The organism is Citrobacter sp. wls829, assembly GCF_005280825.1.
GTDB classification, from domain to species: Bacteria; Pseudomonadota; Gammaproteobacteria; order Enterobacterales; family Enterobacteriaceae; genus Citrobacter; species Citrobacter gillenii.
In genome coordinates this window covers 1-20,054 of sequence record NZ_SZWP01000044.1, presented here as the reverse complement: position 1 = coordinate 20,054, position 20,054 = coordinate 1, and the positions used below count along the sequence as shown (strand labels likewise).

The following is a 20,054-nucleotide window of genomic DNA, read 5'->3' as shown; positions in this document are numbered from 1 at the left end:
ATGCTGTAGGCTGGTAAAAAAAAGGACGCGGACATGTATACACTGAACTGGCAATCGCCCTATGACTGGCCCTGGATGCTGGGGTTTCTCGCTGACCGTGCCGTGGATGGCGTAGAAACTGTAGGCACATTGACGTATGCAAGAAGCCTGGCGATTGGCCAGCATCGTGGGGTGGTGAGTGTTGTCCCGGATCTGGAGGCCAACGTGCTGCAGGTAACGTTAAGCCCGGGACTTCAGCCCGTTGCCCGCGAGTGTCTGGCCAAAATGGCGCAGTTGTTCGATCTGAACTGCTGTCCGCAGCACGTTGTAAGCGCATTGGGGCGTCTGGGAGCCGCACGCCCTGGATTGCGTCTACCGGGATCGGTTGATGCGTTCGAACAGGGCGTTCGCGCGATTTTAGGTCAGTTGGTCAGCGTGGCGATGGCGGCAAAACTGACGGCGAAGGTGGTGCATCTGTATGGCGATAGGCTTGCCGACGCACCAGAGTACGTGTGCTTTCCTACCCCTGAGGCGCTGGCCGCCGCACAACCGCTGGAGCTGAAAGCGCTGGGCATGCCGCTTAAACGTGCGGAAGCGCTGATTCACCTTGCCCGGGCGGCGCTGGATGGCACGCTTAAGCCTGTTGCCCCGCCTGATATCGAGCAGGGGGTGAAGCAGTTACAAACGTTTCCAGGCATTGGGCGCTGGACGGCGAATTACTTCGCGCTGCGCGGGTGGCAGGCGAAGGACATTTTTCTTGCCGATGATTACTTGATTAAACAGCGTTTTCCAGGCATGACGCCAGCGCAAATCCGGCGCTACGCAGAGCGCTGGAAGCCCTGGCGTTCCTACGCGCTACTGCATATCTGGTATACGGAAGGCTGGCAACCATCAGTTGATGGCGAAATTGCTGGTGTTGAGTAGCAACTCCAGCGGTTGGGCGTCGGCAATAATATCGCCAAAAATCATATCAATACCGATGCCAGACAGGGCATCCATAATCAGCGGCATGTTTACCGGTCCAGCGATAGTTTTGATATCCAGACGTTGTGCGTGGCTCTGAATAATGGAAACCCACATTTCGTCCGTCAGATTGCCGTGCGCGCTGGCGCTCAGTTCGCTGTCAAGTAACAGGTAATCAGCGACGTGATACTTGAGATTGTCAAAGACCTCTAAATCGCGACCGACCTGGCTTAAAATGATGCGACAACCCGCCTGGCGTAATCGTTGCATGGCGGGTATGGCCTGCGCTAGATGCGTTTTCATCACTTCTACCGGTACGCTCAGATGCAATAAACGAGGCGGAAGCGGACTGTTTTCCATCAATGCCAGCAGTTCATCAACCAGCACGGGATTGAGCAACCCGGCGGCGGAAAGGGGCAGGGCAACGCTAAGCCCTTTACCGGCAACAGCGGAGGCAGAATGCTGGAAAAATTCAGTAAAGACCCGACGGTCGAGAGCATGATTGAGTGCAGGATCGACCAGACCGGCGCGGAAAGCCTGCTCCTCAATGACGTCGCCTTCGCTGTTCCATAAGCGCAGCGACAACAGCCAGAAGCTAAAGGTCTCAGGAACCCGTGGAGACGCGACGCCGTGGGCGATCATCAATATTGGGTTATGGGTAATGATGTTGCGTTGTTCATCGGGTGACAGTATCCCTCGCGTCGCATGCATCTGGCTCTGCTGGGGTTCATAGACGCATACCCGCCCACGTCCGCTATTTTTGGCCGCGTAGCAGGCAATATCTGCCTGCGACATTACCTCGGTGGCGATACGATTTTTGTCATCAATTAGCGTGATCCCGGCACTGGCGCCAATACGGTGTAAACGGCCTTCCCATGTAAAGTGGTAATCATTGATGGCGCTAATGACGCGACCCGCGATAAACCGGGCACTTTCGATATTACAATCTGGCAGCAGCAAGCCGAACTCATCGCCGCCAAGACGCGCCAGCACATCGCTGGTGCGCAGCATGCTCAGCATCAGAGAAGAGAGCTCGCGCAGCAAGGCATCTCCCGCCGCATGACCGGCGCTATCGTTGACGGCTTTAAAACGATCCAGATCGATGAAGACCAGCGCGTGATGCTGATGGGAGTTGTGTACCGTATGCAGCAATTGTTTCAGATGGTTTTCGAAGCTGACCCGGTTGGCCAGATGCGTGAGGTCATCATGCGATGCGCTGTAACTGAGTTGACGCAACATCTTGCGTGATTCGGTGACATCCTGAATCACCAACACGGAGCCAATGCTACCGCCGTCGAGGGTGCTGAGCGGCGTGATACTGTACTGAATATCGTAACTGGTGCCGTTACGACAATGCAGGACCACTTCTTGCTCAATAGCCGTGCGCGACATGTCGGCGCTGTAGATATTTTCCATTAGCGGGCCGTTATCACCGAAAGTAATACGCAGCACCGTGAGCAACGGGATCCCTAACGCGCTCTCTTGCGACCAGCCGCTCATTTTCTCGGCCACCGGATTCATAAAGGTGACGTTCAGGTCGACGTCGATACAAATCACCGCTTCACCGATGGAATCCAGCGTAATATGCAAACGCTCTTTTTCCTGATACAGCGCCTCGTGGAGTTGCTTCACTTCGGTCATGTCGAGATTGATACCGAGCAAGCGTTCCACTTCGCCGTCTTTATTCAGCACCCGGTTAGCCAACGAGCGGATATGCCGAATGCCGTCTTTGACCGCAATGCGGAATTCAAGTTTGAAAGGAACACGTGCCGCCAGCGAATCGCGAATCACGCTTTCGGCATGTTCGCGATCTTCAGGGACCACGCAGTCATACCAGACTTGCCAACTGGGTTTGATGTGCGCAGGGACCTCATAAAGATCGAACATGCGCTTATCCCAGCTGATTACGTCAGGCTGCAATTCCCATTCCCAGATGCCAATGCCGCCTGCTTCATTCGCCAGCGTAATACGTTCCATTAACCGCTTATTGATCCACTCCGTGTGTTTCAGGTCGTTAATGTCCTCAACCTGGGCAATAAAGTAGAGCGGGGTGTTATCGCTATGACGTACCAGTGAAACGGCCAGCAGTGCCCAGACCACCTCGCCTGCACGGGTGTAATAGCGTTTTTCCATTGAATAACTATTGATTTCACCGCGCGACAGCATTTGCAACTGCTCAAGGTCGTTATTCAGATCTTCCGGCCAGGTTAACTGCTGGAAGGTCAGCGAGCGCAGCTCTTCCTGGCTGTAACCCAGAAAATGACACAAGGCTTTATTGGCCTGTAGCCATTGCCCCTCGGTGCCCACCAGCGCCATGCCGATAGCGGAGTATTCCATGGCGTTGCGAAAACGCGTTTCGCTCTCTGAAATGTGTTTACGTTCGGCACGAAACGCGTACATGACCATGGTCATCATGTTTGCCGGTAACAGAATCATCAAAAACGGCAGCCACGGCATGCTGGACATGACAAACGTTTTCGAGGTGGAGAGCAGTGAAGGGTCGGCGGCCAGCATTAGCGAGACCATCATTACGGTGCTGAGGAAAATCAGAAACGCTTCCATGCGCGGCAGACGCACGGCACTCCACATCAGCAAAACGATCACGCAGGTAAACGGCCATGGAAGATACATCATCGACAGCCAGCTGAACGCTAAAGTTACCAGTAGGGTGATGAGCGTTTCCAGCAATAAACGGGGATCGCGGTGACGCAGCAGATAATGCGGCTTAAACAGCAAACCTAACGGTACCAGCGCGAGCGCGCCGATGGATTCTGAAAGCACCCAAATTAGAAATGTATTTAACGACGTTTCACCTGGAAGCAGCAGCCACATCAAAAAACCGCCCAGCAGCGGCGGGACCACGGCACTACCGAATGCCAGACGCGCCCAGTCGTTAAGATTTTGTAAGGGATTGTACCAGGGCAACAGCCTGCGCAATAACATGGCGCCCGCAACGGCCTCAATAATATTGATGGCAGTGTAGGTGAAATTCAGCGTGTCGGTCGGGAAGAATAACAAAGAGGCACCGATGCTGCCCAGGGAGCATGCCAGCGCGATCCCCGGCCACATCTTTCCTGCATGACGGTAAAAAGCCACCATCATAATTGAGGTCGGGAACCACAGTGGTGCCAGCTGCGTGCCGTAACGGGACAGCTCCAGCGAGAACAACGTAAAGATGAACGCCACCAGACCTAAACTGGCCAGGCGCAGTAGAGGATGCGGTAAGGTAACTAAAACATGTTGGGATGGTTTACTCATTACCGCTTTACCCGAATAGCCGATGTCGCCGTGGCGAAGATGCCGGAAGCATCATGTTTAATCTGTGATTATGCTAGTACAAACATTTTACAATTAATACGCCAGCTGCTCATAAAATAACACTCTCAAGCTATTAATTCCTAAGGTGGGTGAATAAATTTTGCGCCTGCTTTAAAACTGACCATTTTAATTTGCGACAGGGACTGCATTGGTGCAGCCTGGGCTGGCGTCGCGCCGCTGAAATCCCTATAATTGCCGCGTTTGGCGTTTCGACGCCCCCTTCCTAACATCCAGGTTAATCAGGTCGCTAAATTTATGACTGATCAGTCTCATCAGTGCGTCATTATCGGCATTGCCGGCGCATCGGCTTCCGGCAAGAGTCTTATTGCCAGTACTCTCTATCGCGAATTGCGTGAACAAGTGGGTGACGAACATATTGGCGTTATTCCCGAAGACAGTTATTACAAAGATCAAAGCCATCTGTCGATGGAAGAACGTGTAAAAACCAACTACGACCATCCGAACGCGATGGATCACAGCCTGCTGTTCCAGCATCTGCAAACGCTGAAACGCGGCTCGGCGATTGAATTACCCGTCTACAGCTATGTTGAACACACGCGTACGCAAGAGACTATTCATATTGAACCCAAAAAAGTGATTATCCTCGAAGGCATTTTGCTGCTGACGGATGCACGTTTGCGTGACGAGATGAATTTTTCTATTTTTGTAGATACCCCGCTCGACATTTGTCTGATGCGCCGTATCAAGCGGGACGTCAACGAGCGCGGCCGCTCGATGGATTCGGTGATGGCGCAATACCAGAAAACTGTGCGTCCAATGTTCCTGCAATTTATTGAACCCTCAAAACAATACGCCGATATCATCGTGCCGCGCGGGGGTAAAAACCGCATTGCCATCGATATTCTGAAGGCGAAAATCAGTCAGTTCTTTGAATAAGTTCAGCGAATTGTGTACCGTTCAGTAATAACCTGGTTCACCCTTAACGCACCTGGCGTTAAGGGGTTGAAGCACGAAAGGAGAAAGTGCCATGCGTTTATGTGACCGAGATATTGAAGCCTGGTTGGATGCAGGTCGTCTGTCGATCAATCCACGTCCTCCTGTCGAGCGTATTAATGGCGCAACAGTAGATGTGCGTCTTGGCAATAAATTTCGTACGTTCCGCGGTCATACGGCAGCGTATATCGATTTGAGCGGGCCGAAGGATGAAGTTAGCGCCGCGCTGGATCGCGTGATGAGTGATGAAATTGTCCTTGCCGAAGGCGAAGCATTTTTCCTGCATCCCGGCGAGTTAGCGTTGGCCGTAACCTTTGAATCCGTCACGCTTCCGGCAGATTTGGTTGGCTGGTTAGACGGCCGTTCGTCGTTGGCGCGTCTGGGCCTGATGGTTCACGTGACCGCGCACCGTATCGATCCGGGCTGGTCAGGGTGCATTGTGCTGGAATTTTATAACTCCGGGAAATTACCGCTGGCCTTGCGTCCGGGCATGCCGATTGGTGCGCTGAGTTTTGAACCGCTCTCCGGTCCGGCTGCGCGTCCCTACAATCGCCGCCAGGATGCGAAGTATCGCGACCAGCAGGGCGCAGTAGCCAGCCGGATTGATAAAGACTGATTTATTTTCAGTCCTTTGGGGATAGCATGAGACGATTTCTGACGACGCTGATGATTCTCCTGGTCGTGCTGGTGGCCGGTTTTTCTGCGTTAGTAATGTTGGTGAATCCCAATGATTTTCGCGCGTATATGGTGAAGCAGGTTGCTGCACGTAGCGGATATCAATTGCAACTGGACGGCCCACTGCGTTGGCACGTTTGGCCCCAGCTTAGCATCCTCTCTGGACGCATGGTGTTAACGGCTGAAGGGGCCAGCGAACCGCTGGTTCGTGCCGACAATATGCGTCTGGACGTCGCGTTATGGCCGCTGTTGAGCCACCAGCTCAGTGTGAAGCAGGTGATGCTCAAAGGTGCTGTTATTCAGCTGACGCCGCAGACCGAAGCGGTGCGTGGCGAAGATGCGCCCATTGCTCCGAAAGACAATACGTTGCCCGATGTCGCCGAAGACCGTGGATGGTCGTTTGACATTGCGCGTCTGCGCGTTGCCGACAGCGTGCTGGTATTCCAGCATGAAGACGATGAACAGATTACGGTTCGCGACATTCACCTGGAAATGGAACAGGACACCCAGCATCGCGGTACCTTTGACTTCTCTGGTCGCGTAAACCGCGATCAGCGCGATCTGGCCTTAGCCTTTAACGGTAGCGTTGATGCGTCTGACTACCCGCATAACCTGGCGGCCAATATCGAGAAGCTCAGTTGGCAGTTACAGGGCGCCGATTTGCCGCAGCAGGGGATTCAGGGGCAGGGTAAGCTGCAGGTTCAGTGGCAGGAAGAGAATAAACAGCTCGCGTTTAACCAGATTGCGTTGACGGCCAACGACAGCACACTGTCCGGTCAAGCCCGTGTGTCGCTGTCTGATAAACCGGACTGGGGCGTCGATCTGCGCTTTGGTCTGCTCAATCTGGATAACTTGCTGGTGCAACGTGACGCCGCGTCGGCAACGAGCGGCGAGGTGCAACAGGGGCAAAGCCAGTCAACGCTCGCACGACCGGTGATTGCGTCCCAGGTCGATGCCGTGTCGTATCAGGGGCTCAGGGGTTTTTCCGCAGATATTGCGCTACAGGCAGACAAAGTCCTGTGGCGTAAAATGGCCTTTGATAACGTTTCAGCCAAAATGGCGAATCAGTCAGGCTTGCTGAGTATCACTGAATTGCAGGGGACGAGTGAGGGTGGGCTGATTTCGCTTCCCGGCAAGTTGGATGCCAGAAAGGCGCAGCCGCACGCAGTCTTTCATCCGCGTCTGGAAAACGTCGAAATCGGTACCATCCTGAAAGCCTTTAACTATCCGATTGCGCTTACCGGCAAGCTGTCGCTGGCGGGCGATTTTTCCGGTTCTGATATTGACGCGCAGGCGTTCCGTCACAGCTGGCAAGGGCAGGCCCATGTTGATATGAGCGACACACGCATGGAAGGGATGAACTTCCAGCAGCTGGTACAGCAGGCCGTTGAGCGCAGCGGCGGCGACGTGAAGTCTCAGCAGAGTCTGGACAACGTGACCCGACTGGATCGTTTTGTCACCGAGCTGTCGCTGGATAACGGCAAGGTGTCGTTGGATGAGATGGAAGGGCTGTCTTCCATGTTAGCGCTTTCCGGTAAAGGGACGCTGGATCTGGTTGAGCAGACGTGTGACACGCAGTTTAACGTGCGTGTGTTGGGCGGCTGGGATGGGGAAAGCAAACTGATTGACTTCCTGAAAGCCACGCCGGTTCCGCTGCGTATTTATGGGCCATGGCAGGCGTTGAACTATAACCTGCAGGTGGACCAGCTGCTGCGTAAGCATGTACAGGATGAAGCGAAACGTCGGCTGAACGACTGGGCCGATCGCAACAAAGAGTCCCGTAGCGGCAAAGATGTGAAAAAACTGCTGGATAAACTCTGACGGATAATGCCGGATGACGGCGCGAGAGCGTCTCATCCGGCACGTCACCTACACTTCGTAATCCATCTCTTCGTCATTAGTGTGCAGCGGTATTAACTGGACCTTTTGCACCCGGTGGTTTTCCACCTGCAACGTTTTCAGTCGATAGTCGCCCACCTGCACTTCTTCCCCGGTTTTCGGTATACGCTGCAAATATTCCATCAACAGCCCGGCAATGGTGTGATATTCCCGTTTCTCATCAAGGGGAATCGGGACGTATTGCACCAGATCTTCCAGCGGCATATGCCCGTTAGCCGTCCATGAACCGTCAGCATTTTTCTGAATGTCGTGGCGGGCGTCGATCTCTTCCACTTCATTCGGCAGGTTTCCGGCGATGGTTTCCATCACGTCGCTCAGCGTCACAAGTCCCTCTACGGAACCAAACTCATCCGCCACAAACGCAAAGTGGGTGCGGGCATTACGGAACTGCTCCAGCGCCGGCAGTAGCGGCAGGGTCTCCGGGAATACCAGCGGCTGGCGGATCAAGGCGCGTAGATCGAGCGGTTCGCCGCGCAGCGACTGTTGCAGCAGGTCGATGACGTGTACCACTCCGAGCAGTTCTTCCTGCTCATCTTCTCCGGTGACCACCAGACGCGTGTGCTGGTTTTTCTCCAGCAGGGCGCGGATCTCGGCTTCGGGTGCGTTCAGGTCGATATGCTCAATATCATGGCGCGAGGTCATAATGCTGCTGACGGTGCGCTGATTCAGATTCAGCACACGTTCAATCATCCGGCGCTCCTGCGGGGCAAAAATCTGACCTTCATGATGATCGGCCAGCATGGCTGCTGTTTCAGCATCCAGTTCGGCATCTTCTTTTTGTCCACTCAGCAGACGCATCACCGCCTCAGCGGTACGCTGGCGCAGGGTATGATTGGCTGACAGAAAACGGCGGCGGTTGAAGATGGCCAACTGATTTAATGCCTCAATCATGACCGAGAAGCCGATAGCTGCGTACAGGTAGCCTTTTGGAATGCGGAAACCAAACCCTTCGGCGACCAGGCTGAAGCCGATCATCAGCAGGAAGCTAAGACACAGAATAACGATGGTAGGGTGGCTGTTGACAAAGCGGGTCAACGACTTGCTGGCAAGCACCATCAGGCTAATGGCAATAATGACGGCGGCCATCATCACGGCCAGATGATCGACCATCCCGACGGCGGTGATCACCGAGTCGAGCGAGAAGATGGCATCCAGCACCACGATTTGTGCGACCACGCCCCAAAACTTCGCGCCTTTACGCTGGGTGGGGTTATCGCTGTCTTTCCCCTCCAGCCGCTCATTGAGCTCCATCGTGGCTTTGAACAGCAGGAAGAAGCCCCCGAAGAGCATGATCAGGTCCCGTGCGCTAAAGCTCAGATCCCGAATGCTAAACAGCGGGGTGGTCAGCGTGACCAGCCAGGAGATTGAGGCCAGCAGCAGCAGACGCATCACCATCGCCAGCAGGAGCCCGGTAATACGCGCCTTGTCCCGCTGGGCTGGAGGTAATTTCTCCGCGAGGATGGCAATAAAAACAAGATTATCAATGCCAAGAACAAGTTCGATCACGATTAGCGTGACGAGTCCGGCCCAGATTGACGGATCGGCAATCCATTCCATAGTAAAAATGATACCCATAGTTGTATGACAATTGTCACAATTCGATCATGGATAAAGCCAGCGAAAAATGCAATGCCGGGAACGGATTTCTCTGTTATTGATATCCGGCAGTCAGTCGAGAAATAGCCTTAATGTTGCTGCAGGAAATAATTTTTTAACGTGGCATATATTTAGGAAATATCGCAGGTGGTCTGTTTTTTATATTGGCGCTGTCAATATCAATAAAATCCTAAAAATATTCAAATTTCATTCTTAATATTAATCTTAAAAGCAAGAGGTAGCGGCGTTGTTATCTTGCCTGCTATTCCTTTAGCTGCAACAATTCTTTCCGTATATAACAAGAAGCCTATTTCTTCCTTGCTCCGTGCTGCATTTTCTGATGTGACGCGGAGAAGGGTATGGAGAAAATAAAGGGGAAGGTAAAAATTTAAATTAATCAGTGCATTGGTAGCTAACAAAGCCAGGGGCGGTAGCGTGCCTGGCCGCCTGATGAACAGCCTGATTTATTCAGTCAACAGACCGAAGATGAATTCAATATTTTTAGGATTGATGCCAGTTAAATTTCTTTTCAATTAACGGCAAGGTAAATGTGAACAGGTGAAACTGCCATTTAGAAAGCACGTGATAATGACTCTGCCAAAGTGATAAATAATCAATGATGAAATCCAAAATTAAATTGATACCCGTCCTGGTGTCGGTGATCTTGATAAACGGTTGTACCGTACTACCGGGCAGCAATATGTCGACGATGGGTAAAGACGTGATTAAGCAGCAGGACGCTGATTTCGATCTCGACCGTATGGTGAATGTTTATCCACTGACGCCCCGACTGGTAGAACAATTACGCCCACGGCCAAACGTCGCCCAACCCAATACTTCGCTGGACCAGGAGATTTCCGGGTACCAGTATCGCGTTGGCCCGGGCGACGTCCTGAATGTGACCGTCTGGGACCATCCGGAACTGACCACGCCAGCGGGGCAATACCGCAGCTCCAGTGATGCCGGCAACTGGGTTCAGCCCGATGGCACCATGTTTTATCCCTACATTGGCAAAGTCAACGTGTCCGGGAAAACGTTGGCAGAAATCCGCAGTGATATTACCGGGCGCTTAGCGAAGTACATTGCTGACCCGCAGGTGGACGTTAATATCGCCGCTTTCCGCTCGCAGAAGGCTTATGTCTCCGGGCAGGTGAACAAATCCGGCCAGCAGGCCATTACCAACGTACCGTTAACCATTCTCGACGCCATTAATGCCGCTGGCGGCCTGACTGAGGCGGCGGACTGGCGTAACGTCGTGCTGACCCATAACGGTCAGGAGCAGCGAATTTCCCTGCAGGCACTGATGCAAAATGGCGATCTCAGCCAGAACCGACTGCTTTACCCAGGCGACATCCTGTTTGTTCCACGCAACGACGATCTGAAAGTCTTCGTAATGGGGGAAGTGAAGAAACAGAGCACCCTCAAAATGGACTTCAGCGGTATGACGCTAACCGAAGCGTTGGGGAATGCGGAAGGGATCGACCTGACCACCTCCAATGCCAGCGGCATCTTCGTCATTCGACCATTGAAAGGCGAGGGCGCACGCAACGGCAAGATTGCCAATATTTATCAGCTCGATATGTCCGATGCCACCTCTCTGGTGATGGCGACGGAATTCCGCCTTCAGCCTTACGACGTGGTGTATGTCACTACCGCACCGGTCGCCCGCTGGAACCGTTTGATCAATCAGTTGCTGCCGACCATTAGCGGTGTTCGTTATATGACGGATACGGCCAGCGACCTTCACAACTGGTAATCGACATGTTTAACAAAATCTTAGTTGTCTGCGTGGGGAACATTTGCCGTTCCCCAACGGCAGAGCGCCTGTTAAGGCAGTTTCATCCGGCGTTGACGGTCGCCTCTGCAGGTCTCGGGGCGCTGGTGGGCAAGGGAGCCGACCCGTGTGCGGTGAGCGTGGCGCAGGCACATAACCTGTCGCTGGAGAATCATTGTGCGCGGCAAATCTCAGGAAAAATGTGCCGGGATTACGACCTGATCCTCACCATGGAGAAGCGTCACATTACCGCGCTGTGTGATATGGCACCGGAGATGCGCGGCAAGGTGATGCTATTTGGTCACTGGGACAGTGAGCGCGAAATACCTGACCCTTACCGTAAAAGCCAGGATGCGTTTGACGCGGTGTACGCCTTACTTGAACAGTCTGCCCGCCAATGGGCTCAGGCACTGAACGCGGAGCAGGGAAAACAATGACAGAGAACGTAAAACAGTCTGCTGCGTCAGCAACCGGCAATGATGAAATTGATATCGGTCGCCTGGTCGGGACGGTGCTGGAAGCGCGCTGGTGGGTGCTGGGTATTACCGCGGCCTTTACGCTGTGCGCGGCCATTTACACGCTGTTTGCCACGCCTATCTACAGTGCCGATGCGCTGGTGCAGATTGAGCAAAACACCGGCAATTCACTGGTGCAGGATATCGGCTCGGCGTTATCGAATAAACCACCCGCCTCGGAAGCCGAAATTCAGCTGATTAAGTCGCGGCTGGTATTGGGGAAAACGGTGGACGATCTGGATCTGGATATCGCCGTCACCAAGGAGACGTTCCCGCTGTTTGGGGCGGGTTGGGACCGGCTGATGGGCCGCCAGAACGAAACGGTTAACGTGACGACGTTCACCTTACCAAAGGCAATGAATGAGCAAGCGTTCACCATTAAGGTGCTGAATAATAAAAGTTATCAGCTGATCAGTGACGGCGGTTTTAGCGCCCAGGGTCAGGTTGGACAGCCGTTAAACCACGGCGGCGTCACGATGCAGGTTAACGCTATTCATGCTGCAGCTGGCAGCGCCTTTACTGTCAGCAAATATTCCACGCTGGGCATGATAAACGCCCTGCAAAATAACCTCAGCGTGACGGAAACCGGCAAAGACACCGGCGTTTTGAGCCTGACATTCACCGGCGAGGACCGCGAGCAGATCCGCCAAATTCTCGACAGCATCACCCGTAACTACCTTGAACAAAACATCGTACGCAAATCCGAAGAGGCCGCCAAAAGCCTGGCATTTTTGGCCAGGCAGTTGCCGGAGGTGCGTAACCGTCTGGACGTTGCCGAAAACAAACTGAACGCCTTTCGTCAGGATAAAGATTCAGTCGATTTACCGCTGGAAGCCAAAGCGGTGCTGGATTCGATGGTTAACATTGACGCCCAGTTGAATGAACTGACGTTCAAGGAGGCGGAAATCTCCAAGCTGTTCACCAAAGCGCATCCGGCTTACCGCACGCTGCTGGAAAAACGTCAGGCGCTGGAAGATGAGAAAGGCAAACTGAACGGCCGGGTGACGGCGATGCCAAAAACGCAGCAGGAAATTGTCCGTTTGACCCGCGATGTGGAGTCCGGTCAGCAGGTCTATATGCAGTTGCTGAACAAGCAGCAGGAGCTGAAGATAACCGAAGCCAGCACGGTAGGGGATGTGCGTATTGTCGACCCGGCCATTGCTCAGCCCGGCGTGCTGAAGCCGAAAACTGCGCTGATTATTCTCGGCAGTATTCTGCTAGGCCTGATGCTGTCGGTGGTCGGCGTGCTGCTGCGTTCGCTGTTCAACCGCGGAATCGAAAGCCCGCAGGCGCTGGAAGAACAGGGAATCAACGTATATGCCAGTATTCCGCTGTCGGAATGGCAAAAAGCGCGTGATAACGTGCAGACCATTAAAGGCATCAAACGTTACAAGCAAAGCCAACTGCTCGCGGTGGGTAACCCCACGGACCTGGCGATAGAAGCGGTGCGCAGCCTGCGCACCAGCCTGCACTTCGCCATGATGCAGGCGCGCAATAATGTGCTGATGCTCACTGGCGTCAGCCCATCAATTGGCAAAACCTTTGTCTGTGCCAACCTGGCGGCGGTGATCAGCCAGACCAATAAACGCGTGCTGCTGATCGACTGCGATATGCGCAAAGGGTACACGCATGAGTTGCTGGGCACCAATAACGTCAACGGTCTGTCCGACATCCTTGTGGGTAAGGGCGATATGGCCACTTGCGCCAAACCGACGTCTATTCCTCATTTCGATCTGGTCCCGCGCGGTCAGGTGCCACCCAACCCTTCTGAACTGCTGATGAGCGAGCGTTTTGGCGAGCTGATTGCCTGGGCCAGTGCGCGCTATGACCTGGTACTGATTGATACCCCGCCCATTCTGGCGGTGACCGACGCGGCCATTGTTGGCCGTCATGTTGGCACCACGCTGATGGTCGCTCGTTATGCCGTCAACACCCTGAAAGAGGTGGAAACCAGCCTGAGCCGCTTTGAGCAAAACGGGATTCAGGTTAAGGGCGTGATCCTCAACTCCATCTTCCGACGCGCAAGCGGGTATCAGGATTACGGCTACTACGAATATGCATACACGTCGGATTCGAAATAAATAACCAACCCTGCCGGATGCGGCGTAAACGCCTTATCCGGCCTACAGAAACATATTTATACCCTGGGAATGAAAATGACCACAGACAACCCGCTCATTTCAATTTATATGCCGACCTGGAATCGTCAGCAACTGGCGATCCGGGCGATTAAATCGGTTCTGCGTCAGGATTATCCGCACTGGGAGATGATCATCGTGGATGACTGCTCCTCTGCGTATGAACAATTAAAGCAGTATGTAGAAGAGCTGAACGATCCGCGCGTCACCTATACCCATAATGCCTTTAATTCCGGGGCGTGTGCGGTGCGCAATCAGGCCATTATGCAGGCCAGCGGGCAGTACATTACCGGTATTGATGACGACGATGAGTGGACGCCGAATCGCCTGAGCGTGTTTCTAAAAGATCGCCATCAGCTGGTCACCCGGGCGTTTCTGTATGCCAATGATTATATTTGCGAAGGCGAAGTCTATTCCCAGCCCGCCAGCCTGCCGCTATATCCCAAGTCGGTGTACTCACGGCGAAGGTTCTATAAACGCAATATTATTGGCAATCAGGTCTTTACCTGGGCGTGGCGGTTCAAAGCCTGCCTGTTCGATACCTCGCTGAAAGCGGCACAGGATTACGACATTTTTCTGCGCATGGTGGTGGCCTATGGCGAGCCATGGAAGGTCAATGAAGCCACGCAGATCCTGCATGTGAATCACGGCGAGATGCGCATTACCTCATCGCCGAAAAAATTCTCCGGTTACTTCCAGTTTTACCGTAAGCACAAAGGCAAATTTGACCGCGCCAGCAAAAAATATCAGCTGTTTACGCTGTATCAGATCCGCAACAAACGCATGAACTGGCGCACGTTACTGACCCTGTTGTCGCTGCGTAACGGTAAACGCCTGGCCGACGGTCTACGGGGGCGCTAAGTATGCTGGAAGATATCCGCGCCAATAGCTGGAGTCTGCGGCCGTGCTGCATGGTGATGGCCTATCGGGCCGCCCATTTTTGCTCTGTCTGGCGCAAAAAAAACGTGCTGAATAACCTGTGGGCCGCACCGGTGCTGGTGATGTATCGCCTGATTACCGAATGTATTTTCGGCTATGAAATCCAGGCGGCTGCGACTATCGGCCGTCGTTTTACTATTCATCATGGCTATGGCGTAGTCATCAACAAACGCGTGGTGGCCGGGGACGATTTTACCCTGCGTCATGGCGTGACCATCGGCAACCTCGGCGCAAACGATCTGGCCTGTCCGACGATCGGCAACGGCGTTGAGTTGGGGGCCAATGTCACCTTGCTGGGCGATGTCATCATTGGTCATAACGTGACGATTGGTGCTGGCAGCGTCGTTGTGGACAGCGTGCCGGACAATACGCTGGTGGTGGGTGAGAAAGCGCGAGTAAAGGACGTAAAATGAATATCCTGCAATTTAATGTCCGACTGGCAGAAGGCGGCGCGGCAGGGGTGGCGATGGATTTACACCTGCGGGCGCTGGAGCATGGGCTGTCGTCGCGCTTCATTTATGGCTACGGCAAAAGCGGTAAGAAAAGCCTCAGCCACCATCACTATCCGCAGGTGTTCAAGCATACGCCGCGCCTGACGTCGGCGCTGAATATTGCGCTGTTTCGCTTCGCTAACCGCGACCTGTTTGGCAATCTCGACAATCTGTATCGTACAGTCACCCGCACCGCAGGCCCGCTGGTGCTGCATTTTCACGTGCTGCACAGCTACTGGCTGAATCTGGAAGAGGTGGTGACGTTTTGTCAAAAGGTGCAGGCGCATAAACCGGATGTCACCTTTGTCTGGACGCTGCACGATCACTGGAGCGTGACCGGGCGCTGCGCGTTTACTGACGGCTGCGAAGGCTGGAAAACCGGCTGCCGGAAATGCCCGACGCTGAGTAATTATCCGCCGGTTAAGGTTGATAAAGCGCATCAACAACTGCCCGGCAAACGCCAGATGTTTCGCGCCATGCTGGCGCTGGGTTGTCAGTTTATCTCCCCCAGTCAGCATGTGGCTGACGCGTTTAACAGCCTGTACGGCGCGGGGCGCTGCGCCATTATCAACAACGGGATCGATGTCGCGACCGAAGCCATTCTCAGTGATTTGCCGCTAAACGATGAGCCTCGCAGCCGGCCGAAAATCGCCATCGTGGCTCACGACCTGCGCTATGACGGCAAAACCAACCAACAGTTGGTGCGACAGATGATAGCGCTGGGCGACAAAATAGAGCTGCATACCTTCGGCAAATTCTCGCCGTTTAGCGGCGCGAACGTGGTCAATCATGGATTTGAAACCGACAAGCGCATACTGATGAGTGCGCTTAACCTGATGGATGGACTGGTGTTCAGCTCGCGAGTGGATAACTACCCGCTGATTTTATGCGAAGCGCTTTCTATCGGCGTACCGGTGATTGCCACGCACAGTGAGGCCGCACAGGAAGTGCTGGCGAAATCGGGGGGGAAAACCTTCAGTGAAGAGGATGTCCTGCAGCTGGTGCAGTGCAATAAAACGGCGATCGCGCAGGCGGTATTTGGTACGTCGCTGGCGGCCTTTCGCCAGCGCAGCCGCAGCGCTTACAGCGGCCAACAGATGCTGGAGGACTATGTCTCGTTCTATCAGAATCTGTAGCTATTTGATGCTGCCGCTGCTGTACCTGCTGGTCAACGTTAAGCTTGTGCAGCTGGGGGAAAGTTTTCCGGTCACCGTGGTTACGTTTTTGCCGCTGCTGCTGTTGCTGTTTGTTGAGCGTATCAATATCAAAAAACTGCTGATTGCGCTGGGGATTGGCGGTGGGCTGACGGCCTTTAATTACCTGTTTGGTCAGTCGCTGGATGCCAGCAAATATGTGACCTCCACCATGCTGTTTGTCTATACGGTGATCATTATTGGCATGGTCTGGAGCATTCGCTTTAAAACCGTCTCCCCGCATAACCACCGTAAGATTTTACGTTTTTTCTGGCTGGTTGTGGGGCTGGTGGTGGCGCTGGCTGCGGTTGAGATGGCGCAGATTATTCTCACCGGTGGCAGCAGTTTAATGGAAGCAATTTCGAAATATCTTATTTACAGCAACAGTTATGTTCTGAACTTTATTAAGTTTGGTGGTAAACGAACTACCGCACTTTATTTCGAACCGGCATTTTTTGCTCTGGCATTAATCTCAATTTGGCTCAGCATCAAACAGTTTGGTATCAAAACGCCTAAGACCGATGCTATGATTCTGGCAGGGGTGATATTATCAGGATCGTTTTCAGGGGTAATGACTTTTATTTTATTTTACCTGCTGGAGTGGGCGTTTCAGTATCTGAACAAAGAAGCGATAAAAAAGAAGTTACCACTGGCGATAATCTCACTTAGCGTGTTTATGGTTGGCGTAATATTTGCTTTCCCCTACATTGCCGCACGACTTGGTGATTTAGGCACGGAAGGGTCGTCATCGTATTACCGTATTGTGGGGCCGCTGGTGATGGTCGGTTATTCATTACTCAATATCGATGGCGTAGTCAGATTTGGCTCACTTTATGAATATGTAGCGTCATTCGGAATCTTTAACGGTGCAGATGTCGGAAAAACAATAGACAATGGTTTGTATCTGCTGATTATTTATTTCTCATGGTTCGCTGTGATATTAGCGGTGTGGTACATGGGAAAGGTTCTGAAAATGATGTTAAATGCGTTTGGCGATAATCCGAATTATCAGGTGCAGCTTTATCTTTTTACACCGCTGTCGCTGTTTTTTACCGGTTCAGTATTTAGCCCGGAATATGCGTTTTTAATTGTTTGTCCGTTTATTTTGCGCAAGGCGCTAAATATCGCGAGGTAATTCCTATGCTGCTCACTATTATCACCGTCGCCTTTCGTAATCTGCAGGGGATCGTCAAAACCCACGCATCGCTAGCCCATCTGGCGCAGGCGGGCGACATCAGCTTTGAATGGATTGTGATCGATGGCGGTTCTGCGGACGGTACGCAGGCGTTTCTGGAAAATCTCAACGGTGAGCACCGGTTACGGTTTGTCAGCGAACCGGACAACGGTATTTATGATGCGATGAACAAAGGCATTGCCCTGGCGCGAGGGCGGTTCGCACTGTTTCTGAACTCCGGTGATATTCTGCATGCGGATGCTGCGTCATTTATCCGCCAGCTCAAAACGCAAAGCGACAAGGCGATGGTGATCGGCGATGCGCTGCTGGATTTTGGCGATGGAAACAAAATTAAGCGTCGTGCCAAGCCCGGTTGGTATATTTACCACAGCCTGCCGGCCAGTCATCAGGCGATATTTTTTCCGGTTAGTGGATTGCATACCTGGCGCTACGATCTGCAATTTAACGTGTCGTCTGATTATGCGTTGGCCGCAAAATTATATAAATCTGGTTATGCCTTTAAAAAATTAAGCGGACTGGTCTCTGAGTTTTCTATGGGCGGCGTATCGACGACAAATAATCTTGAGTTATGCCGGGATGCAAAAAAGGTCCAGCGTCAGATATTACATATGCCGGGTTTTTGGGCCGAACTGTCCTGGCATTTGCGCTTACGCACCACCGGTAAGGCCAAAACCTTATATGGCAAAATGTAAGGGGTAAATATGCAGGATTTAAAAGGCTTCACGATGCCGAAAGGCTTTCGCGGAGGTGGTGCAATTAAAGTGCAATTATGGTGGGCGGTACAGTCAACATTATTTCGACTATCACCGCAGGTGATGTACCGCTGGCGCGCATTTTTATTACGTTTATTCGGCGCGAAGATAGGAAAAAACGTCGTTATTCGACCTTCAGTTAAAATAACCTATCCGTGGAAATTAACCCTGGGTGATTACGCATGGGTGGGTGATGACGCGGTGTTATATACGTTGGGCACGATTACGATTGGTGCCAATGCTGTTATCTCGCAAAAAAGTTATTTATGTACCGGTAGCCATGATTATGCCAGCCCGCACTTTGATATTAACGCCACGCCGATTGTGATTGGCGAGAAATGCTGGCTGGCGACAGATGTATTTGTCGCACCCGGCGTGACGATTGGGGCGGGCACTGTCGTTGGGGCGCGAAGCAGCGTTTTTAAATCGCTGCCCGCCAATGCCGTTTGTCGGGGAAATCCTGCGGTCGTAACGCGCGAACGCGTTGAGAAAGTTACTCCCTGAGGGGATCATTTAAGAGGTGTAAACATGTCAAAAGTCGCTCTCATTACTGGCGTAACCGGGCAGGATGGTTCTTACCTGGCAGAACTTCTGTTGGAAAAAGGGTATGAAGTTCATGGGATTAAACGTCGTGCGTCGTCGTTTAACACCGAGCGAGTGGATCATATTTATCAGGATCCGCACTCGGGTAATCCAAAATTTCATCTGCATTACGGCGATCTGACGGATACCTCCAACCTGACCCGTATTTTACAGGAAGTTCAGCCGGATGAAGTCTATAACCTCGGGGCGATGAGCCACGTGGCAGTATCGTTTGAATCCCCGGAATACACCGCGGACGTCGATGCGATTGGTACGCTGCGCCTGCTGGAGGCGATCCGCTTCCTCGGCCTCGAAAAGAAAACCCGCTTCTATCAGGCCTCCACATCTGAACTGTACGGCCTGGTACAGGAAACGCCGCAGAAAGAGACCACGCCGTTCTACCCGCGTTCTCCGTATGCGGTCGCCAAACTGTACGCCTACTGGATAACCGTCAATTACCGCGAATCCTACGGCATGTTCGCCTGCAACGGCATTCTGTTTAACCATGAGTCTCCGCGCCGGGGCGAAACGTTCGTTACCCGCAAAATTACCCGGGCGATTGCCAACATTGCGCAGGGGCTGGAGTCATGCCTGTACCTCGGCAACATGGATTCCCTGCGTGACTGGGGCCACGCCAAAGATTATGTGCGCATGCAGTGGATGATGCTGCAACAGGATCAGCCGGAAGATTTTGTTATTGCCACCGGCGTGCAGTACTCCGTGCGCCAGTTTGTCGAAATGGCGGCCGCGCAGCTGGGCATTAAATTGCGTTTTGAAGGGCAGGGTGTTGAGGAGAAAGGCATTGTCGTGTCGGTGACCGGACACGATGCGCCGGGCGTGAAGCCGGGTGACGTGATGATTGCGGTCGATCCGCGTTATTTCCGTCCGGCAGAAGTCGAAACATTGCTCGGTGACCCGGCAAAAGCGCACGACAAGCTAGGCTGGAAGCCGGAAATCACCCTGAGCCAGATGGTCAGTGAAATGGTTGCCAACGATCTGGAAGCGGCGAAGAAACATTCTCTGCTGAAATCTCACGGCTACGATGTTGTTATTGCACTGGAGAGCTAAGGAAGGTGCGAATAAGCAGGTCA

General features: G+C 53.0%; 16 protein-coding genes. 14 read left to right on the top strand and 2 right to left on the bottom strand.

The window, feature by feature from the left end; translation table 11 throughout:
* The first annotated feature begins 33 nt into the window (after nucleotides 1-33).
* Nucleotides 34-903 (top strand): DNA-3-methyladenine glycosylase 2, encoded by an 870-nt coding sequence (gene alkA / locus FDW88_RS06425; protein WP_115258090.1) that lies wholly within the window; start codon nucleotides 34-36, stop codon nucleotides 901-903.
* On the opposite strand, the gene FDW88_RS06420 is transcribed toward alkA, so the two are convergent.
* The gene (locus FDW88_RS06420) at nucleotides 871-4,200 is read right to left on the bottom strand and encodes a diguanylate cyclase (protein ID WP_137362235.1); all 3,330 of its coding nucleotides are present in this window, start codon (nucleotides 4,198-4,200) and stop codon (nucleotides 871-873) included. The genes alkA and FDW88_RS06420 overlap by 33 nt on opposite strands.
* Before the next feature lie 315 nt (nucleotides 4,201-4,515).
* Here FDW88_RS06420 and udk point away from each other — a divergent pair, with 315 nt between their 5' ends.
* The 3 genes from udk (at nucleotide 4,516) to asmA (ending at nucleotide 7,710) form a co-directional block, all read left to right on the top strand.
* Nucleotides 4,516-5,157 (top strand): uridine kinase, encoded by a 642-nt coding sequence (gene udk / locus FDW88_RS06415; RefSeq protein WP_005128328.1) that lies wholly within the window; start codon nucleotides 4,516-4,518, stop codon nucleotides 5,155-5,157.
* 91 nt (nucleotides 5,158-5,248) lie between these two features.
* Complete coding sequence (gene dcd, locus FDW88_RS06410) at nucleotides 5,249-5,830, top strand: dCTP deaminase (protein WP_096756576.1); 582 nt, start codon at nucleotides 5,249-5,251, stop codon at nucleotides 5,828-5,830.
* A 26-nt stretch (nucleotides 5,831-5,856) separates the two neighbouring features.
* Nucleotides 5,857-7,710 (top strand): outer membrane assembly protein AsmA, encoded by a 1,854-nt coding sequence (asmA, locus tag FDW88_RS06405; RefSeq protein ID WP_137362234.1) that lies wholly within the window; start codon nucleotides 5,857-5,859, stop codon nucleotides 7,708-7,710.
* Between the two features lie 48 nt (nucleotides 7,711-7,758).
* On the opposite strand, the gene FDW88_RS06400 is transcribed toward asmA, so the two are convergent.
* Nucleotides 7,759-9,345: a TerC family protein gene (locus FDW88_RS06400; RefSeq protein WP_115259923.1), complete on the bottom strand. Its 1,587-nt coding sequence runs from the start codon at nucleotides 9,343-9,345 to the stop codon at nucleotides 7,759-7,761.
* 655 nt (nucleotides 9,346-10,000) lie between these two features.
* Here FDW88_RS06400 and FDW88_RS06395 point away from each other — a divergent pair.
* The 10 genes from FDW88_RS06395 (at nucleotide 10,001) to gmd (ending at nucleotide 20,031) form a co-directional block, all read left to right on the top strand.
* The gene (locus FDW88_RS06395) at nucleotides 10,001-11,140 is read left to right on the top strand and encodes a polysaccharide export protein (RefSeq protein WP_096756579.1); all 1,140 of its coding nucleotides are present in this window, start codon (nucleotides 10,001-10,003) and stop codon (nucleotides 11,138-11,140) included.
* A 5-nt stretch (nucleotides 11,141-11,145) separates the two neighbouring features.
* Nucleotides 11,146-11,595, top strand: a complete 450-nt coding sequence (gene wzb / locus FDW88_RS06390; RefSeq protein WP_096756580.1) for a low molecular weight protein-tyrosine-phosphatase Wzb — start codon at nucleotides 11,146-11,148, stop codon at nucleotides 11,593-11,595.
* A complete protein-coding gene (gene wzc / locus FDW88_RS06385; RefSeq protein ID WP_117343273.1) occupies nucleotides 11,592-13,754 on the top strand; it encodes a tyrosine-protein kinase Wzc in 2,163 nt (720 codons plus the stop codon). The genes wzb and wzc overlap by 4 nt, the downstream gene beginning before the upstream one ends.
* A 75-nt stretch (nucleotides 13,755-13,829) precedes the next feature.
* Nucleotides 13,830-14,672: a colanic acid biosynthesis glycosyltransferase WcaA gene (wcaA, locus tag FDW88_RS06380; RefSeq protein ID WP_096756582.1), complete on the top strand. Its 843-nt coding sequence runs from the start codon at nucleotides 13,830-13,832 to the stop codon at nucleotides 14,670-14,672.
* Nucleotides 14,673-14,674: 2 nt separating this feature from the next.
* Nucleotides 14,675-15,163, top strand: coding sequence for a colanic acid biosynthesis acetyltransferase WcaB (wcaB, locus tag FDW88_RS06375; protein WP_137362233.1), 489 nt, complete (start codon nucleotides 14,675-14,677; stop codon nucleotides 15,161-15,163).
* Complete coding sequence (gene wcaC, locus FDW88_RS06370; protein WP_137362232.1) at nucleotides 15,160-16,377, top strand: colanic acid biosynthesis glycosyltransferase WcaC; 1,218 nt, start codon at nucleotides 15,160-15,162, stop codon at nucleotides 16,375-16,377. Before wcaB ends, wcaC begins: the two co-directional genes overlap by 4 nt.
* Entirely contained in the window at nucleotides 16,352-17,569 is a 1,218-nt protein-coding gene (wcaD, locus tag FDW88_RS06365) for a colanic acid polymerase WcaD (protein WP_135911806.1), read from the top strand. The genes wcaC and wcaD overlap by 26 nt, the downstream gene beginning before the upstream one ends.
* A 5-nt stretch (nucleotides 17,570-17,574) precedes the next feature.
* Nucleotides 17,575-18,321, top strand: a complete 747-nt coding sequence (gene wcaE / locus FDW88_RS06360) for a colanic acid biosynthesis glycosyltransferase WcaE (RefSeq protein ID WP_117343278.1) — start codon at nucleotides 17,575-17,577, stop codon at nucleotides 18,319-18,321.
* Nucleotides 18,322-18,330: 9 nt separating this feature from the next.
* Nucleotides 18,331-18,885: a colanic acid biosynthesis acetyltransferase WcaF gene (gene wcaF / locus FDW88_RS06355; protein ID WP_096756587.1), complete on the top strand. Its 555-nt coding sequence runs from the start codon at nucleotides 18,331-18,333 to the stop codon at nucleotides 18,883-18,885.
* A 24-nt stretch (nucleotides 18,886-18,909) separates the two neighbouring features.
* Nucleotides 18,910-20,031, top strand: coding sequence for a GDP-mannose 4,6-dehydratase (gmd, locus tag FDW88_RS06350; protein ID WP_137362231.1), 1,122 nt, complete (start codon nucleotides 18,910-18,912; stop codon nucleotides 20,029-20,031).
* The last annotated feature ends 23 nt before the right edge of the window (nucleotides 20,032-20,054 follow it).